This window comes from Halalkalibacter suaedae, assembly GCF_017939705.1.
GTDB classification, from domain to species: domain Bacteria; phylum Bacillota; class Bacilli; order Bacillales; family Bacillaceae_D; genus Halalkalibacter; species Halalkalibacter suaedae.
In genome coordinates this window covers 1-18,563 of record NZ_JAGKSQ010000007.1, presented here as the reverse complement: position 1 = coordinate 18,563, position 18,563 = coordinate 1, and the positions used below count along the sequence as shown (strand labels likewise).

At 37.7% G+C, this 18,563-nt stretch carries 16 protein-coding genes; 8 read left to right on the top strand and 8 right to left on the bottom strand.

Annotated features, from left to right (window positions below):
• Positions 1-99 precede the first annotated feature (99 nt).
• The 8 genes from noc to rpmH form a co-directional block, all read right to left on the bottom strand.
• A complete protein-coding gene (gene noc / locus J7W16_RS15890; protein WP_210598467.1) occupies positions 100-987 on the bottom strand; it encodes a nucleoid occlusion protein in 888 nt (295 codons plus the stop codon).
• Positions 988-1,198: 211 nt separating this feature from the next.
• Positions 1,199-1,912, bottom strand: a complete 714-nt coding sequence (gene rsmG, locus J7W16_RS15885) for a 16S rRNA (guanine(527)-N(7))-methyltransferase RsmG (protein ID WP_210598466.1) — start codon at positions 1,910-1,912, stop codon at positions 1,199-1,201.
• An 18-nt stretch (positions 1,913-1,930) separates the two neighbouring features.
• Positions 1,931-3,817 carry a tRNA uridine-5-carboxymethylaminomethyl(34) synthesis enzyme MnmG gene (gene mnmG, locus J7W16_RS15880; RefSeq protein WP_210598465.1) on the bottom strand — a complete coding sequence of 629 codons (1,887 nt, stop codon included), beginning with the start codon at positions 3,815-3,817 and terminating at the stop codon, positions 1,931-1,933.
• Positions 3,818-3,839: 22 nt separating this feature from the next.
• A complete protein-coding gene (mnmE, locus tag J7W16_RS15875; protein ID WP_210598464.1) occupies positions 3,840-5,219 on the bottom strand; it encodes a tRNA uridine-5-carboxymethylaminomethyl(34) synthesis GTPase MnmE in 1,380 nt (459 codons plus the stop codon).
• 185 nt (positions 5,220-5,404) lie between these two features.
• On the bottom strand, positions 5,405-6,040 hold the full coding sequence (gene jag / locus J7W16_RS22200; RefSeq protein ID WP_210598463.1) for an RNA-binding cell elongation regulator Jag/EloR: 636 nt from the start codon (positions 6,038-6,040) through the stop codon (positions 5,405-5,407).
• Positions 6,037-6,807, bottom strand: coding sequence for a YidC family membrane integrase SpoIIIJ (spoIIIJ, locus tag J7W16_RS15865; RefSeq protein ID WP_210598462.1), 771 nt, complete (start codon positions 6,805-6,807; stop codon positions 6,037-6,039). The genes jag and spoIIIJ overlap by 4 nt, the downstream gene beginning before the upstream one ends.
• Before the next feature lie 73 nt (positions 6,808-6,880).
• A complete protein-coding gene (gene rnpA / locus J7W16_RS15860) occupies positions 6,881-7,240 on the bottom strand; it encodes a ribonuclease P protein component (RefSeq protein ID WP_210598461.1) in 360 nt (119 codons plus the stop codon).
• A 73-nt stretch (positions 7,241-7,313) separates the two neighbouring features.
• Positions 7,314-7,451, bottom strand: coding sequence for a 50S ribosomal protein L34 (gene rpmH / locus J7W16_RS15855; RefSeq protein WP_003323480.1), 138 nt, complete (start codon positions 7,449-7,451; stop codon positions 7,314-7,316).
• A gap of 599 nt (positions 7,452-8,050) precedes the next feature.
• On the opposite strand from rpmH, the gene dnaA reads away from it, so the two are divergent.
• The 8 genes from dnaA (at position 8,051) to J7W16_RS15815 (ending at position 18,264) form a co-directional block, all read left to right on the top strand.
• Positions 8,051-9,406: a chromosomal replication initiator protein DnaA gene (gene dnaA, locus J7W16_RS15850; protein ID WP_210598460.1), complete on the top strand. Its 1,356-nt coding sequence runs from the start codon at positions 8,051-8,053 to the stop codon at positions 9,404-9,406.
• A 167-nt stretch (positions 9,407-9,573) separates the two neighbouring features.
• Positions 9,574-10,716, top strand: a complete 1,143-nt coding sequence (gene dnaN / locus J7W16_RS15845; RefSeq protein WP_210598459.1) for a DNA polymerase III subunit beta — start codon at positions 9,574-9,576, stop codon at positions 10,714-10,716.
• 165 nt (positions 10,717-10,881) lie between these two features.
• Positions 10,882-11,097 carry a S4 domain-containing protein YaaA gene (gene yaaA, locus J7W16_RS15840; RefSeq protein WP_210598458.1) on the top strand — a complete coding sequence of 72 codons (216 nt, stop codon included), beginning with the start codon at positions 10,882-10,884 and terminating at the stop codon, positions 11,095-11,097.
• A gap of 12 nt (positions 11,098-11,109) precedes the next feature.
• Complete coding sequence (gene recF / locus J7W16_RS15835; protein WP_210598456.1) at positions 11,110-12,219, top strand: DNA replication/repair protein RecF; 1,110 nt, start codon at positions 11,110-11,112, stop codon at positions 12,217-12,219.
• An 18-nt stretch (positions 12,220-12,237) separates the two neighbouring features.
• Positions 12,238-12,504 (top strand): extracellular matrix regulator RemB, encoded by a 267-nt coding sequence (gene remB, locus J7W16_RS15830; protein ID WP_210598454.1) that lies wholly within the window; start codon positions 12,238-12,240, stop codon positions 12,502-12,504.
• Positions 12,505-12,561: 57 nt separating this feature from the next.
• Positions 12,562-14,475, top strand: coding sequence for a DNA topoisomerase (ATP-hydrolyzing) subunit B (gyrB, locus tag J7W16_RS15825; protein ID WP_210598452.1), 1,914 nt, complete (start codon positions 12,562-12,564; stop codon positions 14,473-14,475).
• Between the two features lie 25 nt (positions 14,476-14,500).
• The gene (gyrA, locus tag J7W16_RS15820; protein WP_210598450.1) at positions 14,501-17,056 is read left to right on the top strand and encodes a DNA gyrase subunit A; all 2,556 of its coding nucleotides are present in this window, start codon (positions 14,501-14,503) and stop codon (positions 17,054-17,056) included.
• Between the two features lie 125 nt (positions 17,057-17,181).
• Positions 17,182-18,264 (top strand): HD-GYP domain-containing protein, encoded by a 1,083-nt coding sequence (locus J7W16_RS15815; RefSeq protein ID WP_210598448.1) that lies wholly within the window; start codon positions 17,182-17,184, stop codon positions 18,262-18,264.
• The last annotated feature ends 299 nt before the right edge of the window (positions 18,265-18,563 follow it).

Here is an 18,563-nt window from a genome sequence, read left to right as displayed (position 1 = left end):
GTCTTTTATTTTAACACAATTTTCGTTTCACGTTTTTAGAAAGTTGTGTAACTGCGTAAATAATTTGATAGAAAAAAATAATCTATCACAATTGATAGATTATTTTTTAGGAATTCGAATAGTAAATTGATAAAATTCATCATGCTCTTCTTCATCTGTATCTACATGTAAACCACTTTTTAAAACCATATCGACGGACTGTCTAATTGTATTCATAGCAATACGCATATCCTTAGAATAAGACTTACGCGTTGCTACTTTTTTCTTTTGGCCTTGTTGACCTTCTAAAATCTGTCTAATCCGTTCCTCTGTTTGCTTAACATTAAGATGCTTTTCAATAATTTCTTCTAAAAGCTTTGTCTGGACGACTTCATCCTTTAGTGAAAGCAATGCCCGGGCATGGCGTTCTGAGATTTTGCGTTCCATGATTGCTTGCTGAACTAAATCAGGAAGATGTAACAATCGCAACTTATTTGCGACAGTTGATTGTCCTTTTCCTAATCTTTGAGCTAGGCTCTCCTGTGTTAAGCCATGTAACTCAATTAACTTTGCGTACGCAATCGCTTCTTCAATCGCAGTTAACCCTTCTCTTTGTAAGTTTTCAATTAATGCAATTGAAGCTGTTTGGGAGTCATTATAATCTTTTATTAGTGCAGGGATTGTTTCCCAACCAAGCAATGTAACCGCTCGCCATCTTCTTTCACCAGCAATAATCTCAAACTTACCATCACGTTCTCTCACGACTATCGGCTGAATTACCCCATGAGTACGAATCGTTTGTGCGAGTTCCTGTATGCGTTCCTCGTCAAATACAGTACGAGGCTGGAAACGATTCGGTACAATTTCAGAAATTAATACTTCTCTAACTTCTTCATTATCATTAATTTCTTCGTTTTCGCTTACCACTTCTATTTCGTCGTTTTCACTTTGTTCTACCTCGGCTTGTTTATCGTTCAAGCCAAAAAAGCGAGAAAACGGTTGCTTCATCGTCTGACACCACCTTCTGATAGTAACCGTCTTACTGATTTCGACACACACTACGAAAGTCCTTCTATTATCCCTATTTCTTTTATATCCTGCAATGCCATTAGCGTCAAGTAATATTCCTTAATTAACAGATAAAATTAATATAATTGGTCTTCAGAAACTATGTTAAATGCTTTAGAAAAAAGAAGTTATGTTTCACGTGAAACATAACTTACAATGGTAGCTTATTTGGGGTACCCGGCTTTCTTGGGTATTTTTTTGGCGTTGCTTTCTCTTTATGCAGATGAACGATATGCCTTTCGCTTTCTTCAATCGGCAACGTAAATGCATTGTCAGAGACTATCTTCCCACCTAGAAGAGTAATTGCTTTACTCGCATCCTCAAGTTCATTTGGTGTACCTGCAGCTTTCATTGCCAAAAAGTCACCACCCACCTTAACAAGCGGTAAGCAAAGCTCTGAGAGCACTGACATTCTAGCAACAGCTCTAGCAGTTACAATATCATATGCTTCACGATGCTGCTTATTTTGTCCAAAAGTTTCAGCACGATCATGATGGAAAAAGACATTTTTTAATTGTAATGAGGAAGCGAGATGTTCTAAAAATGATATCCGTTTGTTTAACGAATCAACAATACTTACTTCTAGCTCAGGATAGATGATTTTAATTGGAATACTAGGAAAGCCTGCCCCCGCACCGACATCAATAACCCTTTGTCCGGCTTTAAAAGGATAATGAAATGCGGCAGAGATTGAGTCATAAAAATGTTTTAAATAAACATCATCTTCATTCGTAATTGCAGTTAGATTCATCTTCTCGTTCCATTCAACTAGAATGTTAAAGTACAAATCGAACTGGTGTTCCTGTTTCTCTGTTAATTCAATGCCTTTTTCCCTTAATAAAGGGATAAATTGTTGTTTTGACATGGACAATCTCCACTTTTCTTATTGAATTTTGGCTAATTTCCCCTGCTCCAAATACACTAGCAAAATCGAAATATCAGCTGGATTCACTCCAGATACTCTCGATGCCTGACCTACCGAAAGCGGCCGAACTTGACTTAATTTTTGTCTAGCCTCTGATGCTAACCCACTAATAGCCATATAATCGAGATCTTCTGGTAATTTTTTGTTTTCCATCTTCTTAGAACGTTCAACTTGTTGAAGCTGTTTTTCAATATAACCTTCATATTTCACTTGAATTTCTACTTGCTCTGCAACTTCTTCATTAATAGCCTCTTCTGGAGCTTCTACTATTTTAGCAATATCAGCATAAGTCATCTCAGGACGCTTCAAAAGCAAGGTTGCTCTGATCGCTTCTTGCAATGGTGTAGACCCTGCTGCAGCTAATACTTCTGCTACATGCTCTGACGGCTTAATAATAATTCCTTCTAGCCGCTTCTTTTCTTGCTCAATTTGATTCTTCTTCAAAATAAAGCGTTCATAGCGTTCCTGTGGGATCATTCCAATTTCATGTCCGATTTCAGTTAATCTTAAATCTGCGTTATCATGACGAAGCAGAAGACGATACTCAGCTCTAGAAGTTAGTAAACGATAAGGTTCATTTGTCCCTTTCGTAATGAGATCATCAATAAGAACACCAATATATGCCTCTGATCGATCTAAAATAATTCCTTCATTACCTTGAGCTTTTCGAGCTGCGTTAATTCCAGCCATAATCCCTTGACCAGCTGCCTCTTCATAACCAGATGTTCCATTTATTTGACCTGCTGTGAATAAACCTTCAATTAATTTTGTCTCAAGCGTTGGCCACAATTGAGTCGGAACAACGGCATCGTACTCAATCGCATATCCTGGCCGCATCATTTTCACATCTTGTAAGCCTGGAATTGATTTTAGGATCTCAAGTTGGACTTCCTCAGGTAAACTAGTTGATAATCCTTGAACATAAACCTCAGACGTATTACGCCCTTCTGGTTCAAGGAAAATTTGGTGACGCGGTTTATCATTGAATCGAACAATTTTATCTTCAATTGATGGGCAGTATCTCGGTCCTGTTCCTTCAATAACACCAGAATACATTGGAGAACGACTTAGATTATTGTTAATAATTGTGTGCGTTTCCTCACCTGTGTATGTTAGCCAGCAAGGCAACTGATCTGTAATGAATTTAACCGTTTCAAATGAAAACGCACGAGGCTGGTCATCCCCTGGTTGGATCTCTGTTTGTGAATAATCAATACTGCTTGCATTCACACGAGGAGGCGTTCCTGTTTTGAAGCGCACAATAGAAAAACCTAGCTCCTTTAGATGATCCGATAATTTAACAGATGCTTGCATATTATTTGGCCCACTTTCGTACGCAAGCTCTCCTAGAATAATTTTCCCTCTAAGATATGTTCCAGTTGTAACAATGACTGTTTTTGAGCGATACTCAGCTCCTGTGTTTGTTATTACCCCTTTACATACACCATCTTCCACTATAAGACGATCGACCATTCCTTGTCTCAGAAGCAAATTTTCTTGCTCCTCAATCGTTTTCTTCATTTCATTTTGATAGAGAAACTTATCTGCCTGTGCACGTAACGCCCGAACTGCAGGCCCTTTACCAGTATTAAGCATTCTCATTTGGATATGAGTTTTATCAATATTCCTACCCATTTCGCCACCTAATGCATCAATCTCACGAACAACAATCCCTTTAGCCGGTCCACCTACTGAAGGGTTACATGGCATATATGCTACAGCATCTAGATTCAAAGTAAGCATTAATGTGTTAGCACCCATACGCGCTGCAGCAAGTCCAGCTTCAACACCAGCATGGCCAGCACCAATGACCACAACATCAAATTCTCCGCCTTGATAATTCATCTTTTTAACCTCCTTTTTTTCATTACTTCCCTAGGCAGAATTGTGAAAACAATTGGTCAATTAAACTTTCATGTACACTGTCACCAATGATTTCGCCAAGTAGCTCCCACGTTCTTGTTATATCGATCTGCACGAGGTCGATAGGTACGCCCATGTCAATCGCTTCAAGAGAATCCTTAATCGTCGAGCTAGCCTGCTCTAGTAAAGCAATATGACGCGTATTCGACACATAGGTTAAATCGCCACCTTCAATATCTCCTTCAAAGAACAAATCAGCAATTGCTTGCTCTAATTGATCAATCCCTTCATCAAGTAGGAGCGATGTTGTAACGAGCGGGCGCGTTTTCGCTAACTCTCTCACAGCATCTAGATCAATCCTCTGCTCAATATCAGTCTTATTGACAATGACAATAACGTTCATATCTTTTACTACTTCAAATAAAGCACGATCTTCCTCTGATAGTACTTCACCATAATTGAGAACAAGTAAGATAAGATCAGCTTCCTTTAATACTTGCCTCGAGCGTTCAACACCAATTCGTTCTACAATATCCTCAGTTTCTCTAATACCAGCTGTATCGACTAGCTTTAACGGTACCCCTCTTACATTCACATACTCTTCAATTACATCCCTAGTTGTCCCAGGAACATCCGTAACAATAGCCTTATTTTCATGGACAAGACTATTTAACAAAGAAGACTTACCGACATTCGGGCGACCGATAATAACTGTTGATATTCCTTCTCTGAGAATTTTCCCTTGAGAAGCTGTTGTTAATAATTTATCAATTTCCTTAAGCACATACTCTGCCTTCTCCTTTAAAATATGATGCGTCATCGTTTCAGCATCGTATTCAGGATAGTCAATATTGACCTCAACATGTGCAACAGTTTCAAGTAGTGCCTGTCTTAATAATCTAATTTGGTTAGATAAACGGCCTTCAACCTGGTTCAGAGCAACATCCATCGCACGGTCTGTTTTCGCACGAATGAGATCCATTACCCCTTCAGCCTGCGAGAGATCAATTCGACCATTTAAAAAGGCACGTTTCGTGAATTCACCCGGCTCAGCTAAACGAGCTCCATTTCTTAAGGCAAGCTGTAAGACACGATTAACGGATAAAATTCCACCGTGACAGTTAATCTCGACAACATCTTCTCTAGTAAAGGTTTTAGGTGCTCTCATAATAGAAATCATTGCTTCTTCGATCCGTTCATTCGTTCTCGGATCAGTAATATACCCATAAACAATTGTATGGGAAGGAACGGACTCTAACTTGTCTTTCCCTTTATAAATGAGATCTGCAATTTCAACAGCCTGATCCCCACTTAATCGCACTATTCCAATTGCTCCTTCACCAAGTGCTGTTGATATCGCAGCTATTGTATCAAATTCCACCATACTCACCTCTCTTATAAACCCAATATATACTATATTATATAATCTTTATTATCACCTTAACTATTAGTTACTATAGCCATCATTATTAAAGTATTAGAATAGCATAATCAACCAATAAATACGAATCACAAAAGAGGGTGTTCCAAAAGGTCATCTACCTTTTGGAACACCCTCAACAGAAAGTCTTAATGAGACTTTTTTGAAGCAGGAGTAATCACAATATGTCTCTTTATTCCTTTCCCCTCTGAAACCGTTCGGATTCCAGCAAAACGTTGCAGTGTGGAATGGATCAGTTTACGCTCACTTGAATTCATTGGTTCTAACGGAGTCGGAACTCGTGTCACTTTGACTTGCTTCGCTACCCGGATTGCCAATTTCTCAAGAATCTGTTTCCGGCGTTCACGGTAATTTTCAGTATCAAGTTCTACTTTAAGGTATGACTCTGCCTCTCTATTAGCAACTACATTGGTCAAATACTCTAATGCTTCAAGCGTTTGACCTCTTTTACCAATTAACCGAGCAGCTTCACCATTTGAAGTGAGATCGAATTTAACCGTTTGTCCCTCTTCCTGCTTTGTAATGCTTGAATCAATTCCAATATGGGTTAAAGTCTCTAGTAGAAACGAATAAGCTTTTTCAACCGGGTCAGGTAGAACAACGACATTTACAACAGCAGGCTTTGAGCCAAAAAGGCCAAATAGCCCTTTTTTTGGCTCTTCAACAACATCGTAAGTGATCTTATCTCTTACCGTATCAAGCTCAATTAATGCTTTAGTAATAGCCTCTTCAATTGTTTTACCTGAAACAGTTAGCTTCTTCACTTTTTCTTGCCTCCAGTTTCTTTAGGTACCTTATCCTTACCAACATTTGGACCAGTAATAAAATAAGTCTGAGTAATCATGAATATGTTACCAACAACCCAATACAAGGTTAATGCAGTTGGGAAGAAAATGGCGAACACAAAAATCATAATTGGCATTACATATAGTAATACTTTCATTTGCGGATTATCTGTAACCATCATCATCTTTTGTTGAATAAAAGTTGTGATCCCAGCAACGATTGGTAAAACAAAAATTGGATCAGGCTCACCTAAAGCAAACCAAAGGAAATTATGACCTCCAATTTCATCTGTTCGCATGATCGCGTGGTAGAAAGCAAGTAGAATTGGCATTTGAACAAATAACGGCAAACAGCCTGCTAAAGGATTAACTCCTTTAGTTTGGAACATTTCCATCATTTCTTTTTGCAATTGTTGTTGTGTCTTTTGGTCTTTTGCACTGTATTTTTCACGAAGCTTAGCCATTTCAGGTTGGATTGCCTGCATCGCCTTCGCACTCTTCGTCTGCTTAATCATTAATGGTAGTAAAACCAATCGAATTAGAATCGTTACTATAATGATTGCTAGTCCATAGTTCTCATTAAATAACTCTGCAACATATATGATCAACCAAGATAACGGATACACAAAATACGAATTCCATATCCCTTCACTATCTCTTGTAATTGGTTCCTCAATGTTAAAGCACCCTGTCATTACTACAAGAAGCCCAATTAGCATTGCAGCCAAGCCAAATTTTTTCAGCACTTGTCTTCCTCCCTATCCTCTTTCAGGAATTCTTCTATCTTCTTTTATAATAGACTACCACTATAGGTCATCCCTACTTTGATAGTATTGCTTTCTTATTTAAGACATTCGCCTTCTTTAATATATGAAACAAACTCTTTTCTATTTCTGCAAATTTCATTTCAGCTGCTGGATTTCTTGCTATCACGACATAATCGACATTCGCAGCCAAGCTTTCTTCATTTAATCGAAAGACTTCTCGTATGTACCGTTTAATTTGATTTCTAGTAACGGCATTTCCTACTTTTTTGCTAACAGAAAGACCGATCCGAAGTGCATCTTGTCCCTCTTTCCTTAATGTATAGAGGACGAATTGGCGATTAGCAACGGACTTCCCATGTTTGAAGACCTTTGAGAACTCATCATTCTTTTTGATCCGTTGTTCTTTTTTCACATTACGTCCTCCTTCGATCATTGTTTTCTACTTCCTCTTTATTAAGAAGAAAAAGACCACTGACATCAGTGGCCTATGCAGATAAAACTTTTCTTCCTTTACGACGACGACGAGCTAATACCTTGCGGCCGTTCTTTGTGCTCATACGTGCACGGAATCCGTGTACCTTTTTACGCTTACGATTATTTGGTTGAAACGTTGGTTTTCCCATTTATAACACCTCCCTGAGGATTAACTACTCCTTAGACATTCTTGTAAATTATAAAGAACTTTAGTGGTAAATGTCAAGAAGTCTATTATTAAGTTTTCTTCCTCCCTTTCTCTGATCCTCTATTAAAACACAAAAACACATTATACAAATCCCTCGGTAAGTGCTGTGGATAACCATTAACCGACACTTTTCGAGTTCTCCTCAGTTTTATCGACAAGTTACACACATATGTTGTGTTGTGGATAAAATAAGAACACAAGATGCAGTGTTATGTGGATAAATACAACAAACCGTTGCCACTGATAAGTTTTTTTGCTATGATTGAATTGTTTTCACTCGTGGATAAGGTAAATGTGCTATTTATTTGTCCACAGCCTGTGGGTAAAGTTGTGGACATCTTTTAATTGGTGTTGATTTAGTTTTCCACAACATGTACAAAACTCTGTTTATGATGCTTTTCTTCTATAATATTATTTTATACCGATTCCTGTGTGTATGTATATTTATTCGCTTGTATACTTCGAGGTGTACAAACGTTATACACGCAGAATTTGTCATTTAAAAGTCTAAAAAAAAAGACAGTTAGGAGGGGGAAACCTTTGGAGAATATCCATGATTTGTGGAGCCAGGCTCTTGCTGAAATCGAGAAAAAAGTAAGCAAACCTAGTTTTGAAACCTGGTTAAAAGCTACAAAAGCAAATGATATTCAGAATGATACGATTGTCATTACTGCTCCCAATGAATTTGCACGCGATTGGCTTGAAGATCACTATGCTGAATTAACAACTGATACGATTGAACATTTAACAGGTACTCGACTTAAGCCGAAGTTTGTCATCCCGCAGCATGAATTAGAAGAGGATTTTATTCCAGATCCATTACCGAAAAAGAAGGCAAGGCAGGAGAATGACTTAGTAGCTTCATCCACAAAGACGATGCTCAATGATAAATATATGTTCGATACATTTGTCATCGGCTCAGGTAATCGCTTTGCCCATGCAGCTTCTCTAGCTGTTGCAGAAGCTCCAGCTAAAGCTTACAACCCGTTATTTATTTATGGTGGAGTCGGGCTAGGTAAAACTCACTTAATGCATGCGATTGGCCATTATGTAATGGATCATAACCCTAATGCAAAGGTTGTTTACTTATCTTCTGAGAAGTTCACAAATGAATTCATTAATGCGATTCGGGATAACAAGGCTGTCCATTTTCGAAACAAGTACCGGAATGTCGATGTTCTTTTAATAGATGATATTCAATTCTTAGCTGGAAAAGAACAAACACAAGAAGAATTTTTTCATACATTTAATGCTCTACATGAAGAATCGAAACAGATTGTAATCTCTAGTGATCGGCCACCAAAAGAGATTCCTACGTTAGAAGATCGGTTACGTTCGAGGTTTGAATGGGGATTGATTACTGATATTACTCCTCCAGACTTAGAAACTCGTATTGCCATCTTAAGAAAAAAGGCTAAGGCTGAAAATTTAGATATACCAAATGAAGTGATGCTGTATATCGCAAATCAAATAGATACCAATATTCGAGAGCTTGAAGGGGCCTTAATTCGAGTTGTTGCTTATTCATCGCTCATTAATCAAGATATGAATGCTGACCTAGCCGCCGAAGCATTAAAGGATATTATTCCAAATTCTAAACCTAAGATCTTAACGATTACTGATATTCAGAAATTAGTAGGAGAGCATTATCACGTAAAGTTAGAGGACTTCAAAGCAAAGAAACGAACGAAATCAGTAGCATTCCCTAGACAAATTGCCATGTATCTATCAAGAGAGTTGACCGATTCTTCTTTACCTAAAATCGGGAGTGAATTTGGCGGACGAGACCATACAACAGTCATTCATGCCCATGAAAAAATCTCAACCTTACTAAGAACAGATCAAGATCTTCAAGATAAGGTTCAAGAACTCATTGATTTATTAAGATCTTCTTAAATTGTGCACAATGTGAATAAAGGGTACAAGTCTATCAACAAACTACTAACATGTGGATAGGCTTGCCCTGCGTTCGTTTAAGTCGCTTATCCACAAATCCACAGCCCCTATTACTACTATTACTACTTTTTTAAAAAACATAAATATATAATTAAGGAGTTTTTACTATGCGTTTTTTTATTAATCGTGATCGATTTGTTCATGACGTTCAGAATGTAACAAAGGCGGTTTCTTCTAGAACGACTATTCCTATTCTGACAGGAATTAAAATCGTTGCCGATCACAGTGGAATTACTTTAACAGGAAGTGATTCAGATATTTCAATAGAGACCTTCATCCCTAAAGAAGAAGAAGGTTCGGAAATTGTTCGAATTGAGGAAAAGGGTTCTATCGTTCTCCAAGCTAGGTTTTTTGCTGAAATTGTTAAGAAGCTACCAGGACAAGATATTGAAATCATTGTTCAAGATCAATTTGCTACTACGATTCGTTCTGGCTCTTCAGTTTTTAATTTAAACGGACTAGACCCTGAGGAATATCCTCGTTTACCACAAGTGAAAGAAGATCTCCTCTTTCGTTTACCGCAAGATATGCTTAAAAATCTTATTCGCCAAACAGTTTTCGCTGTGTCCACTCAGGAAACACGTCCGGTGTTGACAGGTGTAAACTTAGAAACGGAAGAAGATGAGTTGAACTGTACTGCAACAGATAGTCACCGATTAGCAATGAGAAAAGCAACAATTGAAAGAAATAATGAATCGTTATCATTTAATAATGTTGTCATTCCAGGAAAAAGCCTAAATGAACTGAGCAAAATTCTTGATGATTCCTCAGAACGGGTCGACATTGTCGTGACAGAAAATCAAGTATTATTTAAAATGAAAAATATTTTGTTTTTCTCAAGGTTACTTGAAGGGAAATACCCCGTTACAAAAGGGATGATTCCAACACAATCAAAGACAGCCTTTAAACTAAAAGCGAAACCATTTCTCCATACATTAGAACGTGCTTTGCTTTTATCAAGAGAGGGTAAAAATAATGTTATTAACTTAAAAACATTAGAAGGGGGACAAATTGAGATCACCTCTATTTCACCTGAAGTTGGAAAAGTTACTGAGCATATTGACTCAATCGATTTCGAGGGAGAAGATATGAGGATCTCCTTTAATGGCAAAAATGTAATCGACGCCTTAAAGGTTGTCGACAGTGAGGAAATTCATATTACTTTTACTGGAGCAATGAGTCCGTTTGTTATTAGACCAACCGATCATGACCATTATTTACACCTATTCTCCCCTGTTCGAACATATTAATCTTCGATGGAATAACAAAAGGACTTGGCTATCAAGGCTACGTTTAGTACAATATAGAGAAGTCGAATGAACGAGAAACAGAGACAGCATTTCAATTTATATGATTTGCTGTCTTCCCTTTGCTGAAAAAAGTCTTATCTTAAAACAAGAGAAAGATGTGATTACATGGAACAAATCGTCATTTCAACAGCTTACATAACCTTAGGGCAGGTTCTTAAAGAGGTTGGGTTAATTGATACAGGTGGTATGGCTAAATGGTATTTGGCTGAACATACTGTCTATGTGAATAACGAAGAAGAAAATCGTCGTGGTAAAAAACTGATACCTGGCGACATTTTACTTTTTGAAGATGGAAGGAAAATTGAAATTGTGGCCAATTAGGGGGAATCCCTTTTGTATTTAGATCACTTGCTCTTAAGACAATTTCGTAATTACGAAAGAGTTGAGATGAATTTTGAACAACAAGTGAATGTTTTTTTAGGTGAAAATGCCCAAGGCAAAACCAATATCCTAGAAGCAATTTATGTACTTGCGCTTGCAAAATCCCATCGAACATCTAAGGATAAAGAGTTAATTAGTTGGGGAGCTGAGTTTTCAAAGATTGAAGGACAATTCACGAAACAAAGAGGTCCACTGAACATGGAACTAATCCTTTCTCTCAAGGGGAAGAAAGGGAAAATAAATGGACTTGAGCAGAAAAAGCTAAGTGAATACATTGGTGCTGCTAATGTGGTCATGTTTGCTCCAGAGGACTTGAACCTAGTCAAAGGTAGTCCGCAAATCCGCCGAAGATTCCTAGATATGGAACTTGGTCAAATTAGTAACGTCTATTTACATCATTTAGCTCTGTTTCATAAAGTCTTGCTTCAACGAAATCATTTGCTAAAAGCACTCCAGATTGGAAAAGGATCTAAGGAAATGCTGGATGTATTAACAGATCAAATGATTGTGTTAGCTGCAGAAGTGACGATTAGAAGATTTGCCTTTGTTAAACGTCTACAAAAATGGGCCGAACCGATACATCATGACATTAGTAGAGGGAAAGAAAAACTAGAAATTCGCTACATCCCCTCTACTAACGTATTAGAAGAGATGGATTTGTCGAAAATAAAGGATGAATTCTATCGTACGTATGAAGAGAAGAAACAAAAAGAAATACAACGTGGTGTAACGTTATTTGGTCCTCATCGTGATGATCTTGGATTTGTTGTGAATGAACGGGATGTCCAAACTTTTGGATCACAGGGGCAGCAACGGACGACAGCCTTGGCTGTTAAGCTCGCAGAAATAGAATTAATTTATTCAGAAATTGGTGAATATCCGATATTACTTCTAGATGATGTGCTCTCAGAGTTAGACGATTACCGTCAGTCCCATCTTCTTCATACAATTCAAGGGCGTGTTCAAACATTTGTAACAACAACAAGTGTTGAAGGAATTGATGATCAAATATTAAAAAAAGCAGCCGTTTTTCATGTGTCAGAAGGAACAATTGATCACTAAAAGTGAGGCGGTGTAAGTATGTTTATCCATTTGGGTGGAGATGTCATTATACGTTCAAAGGACATTATCGCTATTTTAAATTATGACTCTAAGGAACAATCTGTAACAGCTGATTTCTTAAAGCATGAGGGGAAAACTAAGAAGATCAATACGATCTCCGCTGATTATATTAAGTCTATCGTTTTAACAAATGATGAAATCTATTATTCCCCTGTTTCTTCGTTGACCCTTAATCGGCGAGCCCACAACAAGGTTGAACTTCAGTTGGAGAGAGAAGATACGTAATATATTTATTAATAGCCTTTCTAGATATATTGATAAATGAGAATGAAGGTGAATGAAGTGACAGAACAACAACAATCTTATGATGAAAGTCAGATTCAGGTTTTAGAGGGTTTAGAAGCTGTTCGAAAACGCCCTGGTATGTATATTGGTTCAACGAGCTCACGAGGATTACATCACCTTGTATGGGAGATTGTTGATAATAGTATTGATGAAGCAATGGCAGGCTATTGCGATACAATTAAAGTAGCCATTAACGAAGACAACAGTATTTCAGTTGAGGATAATGGTCGAGGTATTCCTGTTGGAATTCATGAGAAGATGGGACGCCCTGCAGTGGAAGTCATTATGACTGTCCTACATGCTGGTGGTAAATTTGGTGGTGGCGGATATAAAGTCTCTGGTGGACTACATGGGGTTGGTGCCTCTGTTGTAAATGCACTTTCAACGGTACTCGAGGTTGAAGTTCATCGTGAGCAAAAAATCCACTATCAAAAGTTTGAACGAGGCGTTCCTGCTGGAGATTTAGAGGTAATTGGAGAAACTAGTAAGAATGGTACGATTATTCACTTTAAGCCAGATGAAGAGATCTTCCAAGAAACAACGGTATATGAGTTCGACATTTTAGCTACTCGTCTAAGAGAATTAGCCTTTCTTAATAAAGGTTTGACAATCTCTATAAAAGATAAACGAGTGGAGGATAAAGAAGCTACGTATCATTATGAAGGGGGAATTGCTTCTTTTGTTGAGCATCTTAACCGTACGAAAGAAGTACTTCATGATGAACCCATTCATATTGAGAGCGAGAAGGACGGGCTAACTGTTGAAGTAGCGGTTCAATACAATGATAGCTATATTAGCAATATTTACTCATTTGCGAATAATATTAGTACACATGAGGGCGGAACGCATGAATCTGGTTTTAAGACAGGTTTGACTCGTGTTATTAATGACTATGCTCGAAAGAATAGTCTTTTCAAGGAAAATGACCCGAATCTTACTGGGGAGGATGTCCGGGAAGGATTAACGGCTATTATTTCTGTTAAAATCCCTGATCCCCAGTTTGAAGGACAAACGAAAACTAAATTAGGAAATAGTGAAGCTAGAACGATTACTGATTCACTTTTCAGCGAACATTTTGCGAGATTTCTTATTGAGAATCCCCAAGTAGCAAGAAAGATTGTCGATAAAGGGTTAATGGCTTCTCGTGCTCGTGAAGCAGCAAAAAAGGCACGAGAGTTAACTCGTCGAAAAAGTGCTCTTGAAGTTAGCTCTCTTCCAGGGAAACTAGCAGATTGTTCTTCTAAGGATGCTACAATCAGTGAAATCTATATTGTAGAGGGTGATTCTGCAGGTGGATCAGCCAAACAAGGACGAGATCGTCATTTCCAAGCTATTTTGCCACTACGTGGAAAAATTATTAATGTCGAAAAAGCGAGACTTGATAAAATTTTAGCTAATAATGAAATCAGAGCAATGATTACAGCTTTCGGTACTGGTATAGGTGAAGAATTTAATATTGAAAAGGCTCGTTATCACAAGATTATTATTATGACAGATGCCGATGTTGACGGGGCTCATATTCGAACGCTTATTTTAACGTTCTTTTATCGGTACATGAAGCCATTAATAGAGATGGGCTATATTTATATTGCTCAACCACCTCTTTACAAGATAACTAAGGGCCGTGAAGTACAATATGTTTATAGTGATAAGCAATTAGAAGAAGCGTTAAAGGATGTAGCTGATAAATCAAAAGTTGGTATTCAACGTTATAAGGGTCTTGGTGAAATGAACCCGACCCAGTTATGGGAAACGACAATGGATCCTGAATACCGTACGGTGCTTCAAGTAACATTAGAAGACGCCATGAAGGCAGATGAAATCTTTGAAATCCTTATGGGAGATCGAGTAGAGCCACGCCGAGATTTTATTCAAGAGAATGCTCAATATGTAGAAAATCTTGATATCTAGGCTTGGAGATGGAGGTTTATAATTAATGGCTGAGCAAGATCAATCTAGAGTACAAGAACGAAATATAAGTCAAGAAATGAAGTCATCTTTTATGGATTACGCGATGAGTGTAATTGTAAGTCGTGCTCTTCCTGATGCAAGAGATGGGTTGAAGCCCGTTCATCGCCGTATTTTATTTGCGATGAATGAACTTGGTATGACGTCTGATAAGGCATATAAGAAATCAGCTCGTATTGTTGGAGAAGTTATCGGGAAGTACCATCCACATGGCGATTCTGCCGTTTATGAAACGATGGTCAGAATGGCTCAAGACTTTAGTTATCGCTATATGCTTATTGATGGACATGGTAACTTCGGTTCTGTTGATGGTGATTCTGCAGCAGCAATGCGTTATACAGAAGCGAAAATGTCCAAGATTTCAATGGAGCTTGTACGTGATATTAATAAAGATACGATTGATTACCAGGATAACTACGACGGTTCTGAAAGAGAGCCGATTGTTCTACCAGCACGATTCCCAAATCTCTTAGTTAACGGTGCATCTGGAATTGCGGTTGGGATGGCTACAAACATTCCTCCGCACCAACTTGGCGAAGTAATTGATGGGGTTCTTGCTCTTTCTCAGGATCGTGATATTACAATTGAAGAGCTAATGGAATACATTCCTGGTCCGGATTTCCCAACTGGAGCTGAGATACTTGGACGATCGGGTATTCGTAAAGCATACCAAACTGGACGCGGGTCTATAATTATTCGCTCACAAACACAGATTGAGGAAAACAATGGTAAGCAACGCATTATTGTCAATGAGTTACCTTATCAAGTGAACAAAGCTCGATTAATCGAAAAAATTGCTGAGTTAGTTCGTGAAAAGAAGATTGATGGTATTACGGATCTACGTGATGAATCTGATCGTACAGGAATGCGTATTGTAATGGAGCTCCGTAGAGATGCTAATGCTAATGTGCTACTAAATAATTTATATAAACAAACGGCATTGCAAACAAGCTTTGGTATAAACCTATTAGCACTTGTAGGTGGACAACCTAAGGTATTAAATCTAAAGGAATGTCTTGAGCATTATCTTGACCATCAAGTCGTAGTGATTCGTAGACGTACAGCTTTCGAACTTCGAAAAGCTGAAGCTAGAGCACATATCCTAGAAGGTTTGCGTATTGCACTGGATCATCTTGATGAAGTAATTAGTTTAATTCGTGCGTCACAAACAACTGAAATAGCAAGGAACGGCTTAATTGAACGATTCAGTTTAAGCTATGAGCAGGCTCAAGCCATTCTCGATATGCGATTACAGCGTCTAACTGGTTTAGAACGCGATAAGATAGAAAACGAGTATAATGAGCTTATGGAAAGAATTGCAGAGCTTAAAGCCATTCTAGCTGATAATGAAAAGGTACTTGAAATTATCAGAGAAGAGCTCACAGAAATTAAAGAGAAATACAATGATAAGCGTCGCACAATCATTTCTATGAGTGAAGAGCATTTGGAGGACGAGGATTTAATCCCACGCCAAAACATCGTTATTACGATCTCACACCATGGTTATATTAAACGATTACCTATTTCGACGTACCGCAATCAAAAAAGAGGCGGTAAAGGAATTCAAGGTATGGGAACAAATGATAATGATTTTGTTCAACATCTATTCACAACAAACTCGCATCATACGATATTATTCTTTACAAATAAGGGTAAAGTCTATCGTCTGAAGGGGTATGAAATTCCTGAACTTGGCCGAACGGCAAAGGGAATTCCGATTATTAATCTTCTTCAGATCGAACAAGGGGAATATATTAGTACGGTTATACCGATCGAGGAATTCACGGAAAATGCCTATTTATTCTTCCTAACAAAATACGGTGTAACAAAACGGACAGCACTATCATCTTTTGCAAATATTCGTAAAGGTGGATTGTTTGCGATAACGTTACGGGAAGAAGATGAACTTCACGGGGTTCGCTTAACAGATGGTAGTCAGGAATTAATTATTGGAACAAAGCAGGGGATGTCCATTCGTTTCCCTGAAACAGATGTTCGTTTAATGGGAAGAACTGCAGCCGGAGTGCGAGGAATCTCCTTAGGGAATGATGACCATGTCGTTGGTATGGATATTATTGAGCCAGATCATGCGGTTCTAATTGTTACTGAGAAAGGCTACGGTAAGAGGACGCCTATCGAGGAGTATCGTATCCAAAATCGTGGTGGTAAAGGGATAAAAACGTGTAATATTACCGAAAAGAATGGACCTTTAGTTGCCTTGAAGGTTGTTTCAGAGGACCATGATATTATGATTATTACTGTAAGTGGTGTTGTGATTCGTACACAAGTGGAGGGTATCTCAACAACTGGACGTAATACTCAAGGGGTTACTCTAATTCGCGTGAACGAAGGCGAGGAAGTAGCAACTGTAGCACGAGTTGATATTGAAGATGAAGAAGATATCATTGATGAGGAAGCAAATGAGCTATCCGAAACAGAAACAGTTTCCGAATTAGAGTCTGATCTTGAAAAAGATTCAGAGGAAGATTTAGAGGAAGAACCAGAAACGGATAACGAAGAATAAATAGTTACTAACATTAGGGGTGTTGATAGGGTAGTAAACCTTTCTAACACCCTCTTTTTGTTTTTTAAAAGTTGACGTATAATGAGAGGTAGCTTAGTTATTTTTCTATTGAGAGGATTTTAATAATGAAGGTTAATTTAAAACAAGTAGAAAGTGGATGTATCGTTGCTAAAGATGTTGATGGCTTAACAGATTTCCCAATTATTAGAGAGAATACGGTTCTTACACCCGAGCTGCTAAACGTTTTAAATGTGTTCTTAATTAAAACTGTTGAAGTTCAATCAATTAAAGCAAATGGAGAAAAATACATTCCAACTGAATTAAAGGAAGAAGATGTTTTACCAAAACAACCTCTTATTGAAAAGAACTTTAGCAATGATTACATGAATGCTGTTAAAGAATATAAGAAACTCTTTCAATCTTGGCAAGCTGGTAACAAGGTCGAGATGCTTAACGTTAGAAAAATTTTATCTCCTTTATTTGATAGTGTAGTTGAACAACCTCATGAACTAGTCAATCTCCATCATCTAAGCACAAAAGAAGATTACCTCTTCCATCATTCTGTTTATGTTGGAATCTTATCTTTTTACCTTGGACTTAAGATGGATTATAAGCAAGGTGATTATTTTCAAATTGGTTATGCTGGTGTTTTAGCTGATGCAGGAATGGCCAAAATCGCCCCAAGTATTTTGCAAAAAACAGGTTCATTAACAGCTATAGAATTTGATGAAATAAAAAAGCACCCTATTTATGCCTATAATATGTTAAAGAAAGTAACTGGTATTTCTGATTCCATTCTTCTTGCAGTATTACAACACCATGAGCGTCATGATGGAAGTGGATATCCGTTAAGTACTGAAAGTTCAAAGATCCATCCTTTCAGTCAAATTGTGGCTGTTGCAGATGTTTACCATGCGATGACTTCTGAACGTTTCTACCGTTCAAAACGATCACCATATCAAGTTATTGAAGATATCTCAAAAGGTCAGTTTGGAAAGTTTGATCTGAAGACAATTCAAGCTTTAGTAGAGAATATTATTCCTGTTTCTGTTGGGAATCGGGTACTTCTATCAAATAGTGAAACAGCTGAAATTGTTTTTTACAATGAAAGCAATCCAACAAGACCAATGGTTAAATTAGATTCAACTGCTGAAATAATAAATTTAGTGCAGCATGCTGAATTATTTATAAATGAAGTGATTAACTAAAAGAACACTATTTGTATTTAAGCTACCACTCAAAATATTTTTCTTTTTTTGTTGACGCCGATTAATCAATATGGTATATTATTTTAAGTCGCCACTGAGCGGCAAACGAGTTCTTTGAAAACTGAACAAAAGCCAAGCGAAAAAGAGAATTTTACTGTTGACTTCAACAGTAAGGATATCTCGTCAATTTAGACTTTTTTAAAAGTCAGCAACAAGTATTGAGCTATTTAAACTCAAACCAATTTTATGGAGAGTTTGATCCTGGCTCAGGACGAACGCTGGCGGCGTGCCTAATACAT

Excerpts from the sequence above, each read along its gene's own strand:
- gyrA (WP_210598450.1), top strand. The coding sequence starts at position 14,501 with ATGGCTGAGCAAGATCAATCTAGAGTACAAGAACGAAATATAAGTCAA.
- J7W16_RS15815 (WP_210598448.1), top strand. The coding sequence starts at position 17,182 with ATGAAGGTTAATTTAAAACAAGTAGAAAGTGGATGTATCGTTGCTAAA.
- yaaA (WP_210598458.1), top strand. The coding sequence starts at position 10,882 with ATGGAACAAATCGTCATTTCAACAGCTTACATAACCTTAGGGCAGGTT.
- mnmE (WP_210598464.1), bottom strand. The coding sequence starts at position 5,219 with ATGGTGGAATTTGATACAATAGCTGCGATATCAACAGCACTTGGTGAA.
- mnmG (WP_210598465.1), bottom strand. The coding sequence starts at position 3,817 with ATGAATTATCAAGGCGGAGAATTTGATGTTGTGGTCATTGGTGCTGGC.
- noc (WP_210598467.1), bottom strand. The coding sequence starts at position 987 with ATGAAGCAACCGTTTTCTCGCTTTTTTGGCTTGAACGATAAACAAGCC.
- remB (WP_210598454.1), top strand. The coding sequence starts at position 12,238 with ATGTTTATCCATTTGGGTGGAGATGTCATTATACGTTCAAAGGACATT.
- rsmG (WP_210598466.1), bottom strand. The coding sequence starts at position 1,912 with ATGTCAAAACAACAATTTATCCCTTTATTAAGGGAAAAAGGCATTGAA.
- dnaN (WP_210598459.1), top strand. The coding sequence starts at position 9,574 with ATGCGTTTTTTTATTAATCGTGATCGATTTGTTCATGACGTTCAGAAT.
- rpmH (WP_003323480.1), bottom strand. The coding sequence starts at position 7,451 with ATGGGAAAACCAACGTTTCAACCAAATAATCGTAAGCGTAAAAAGGTA.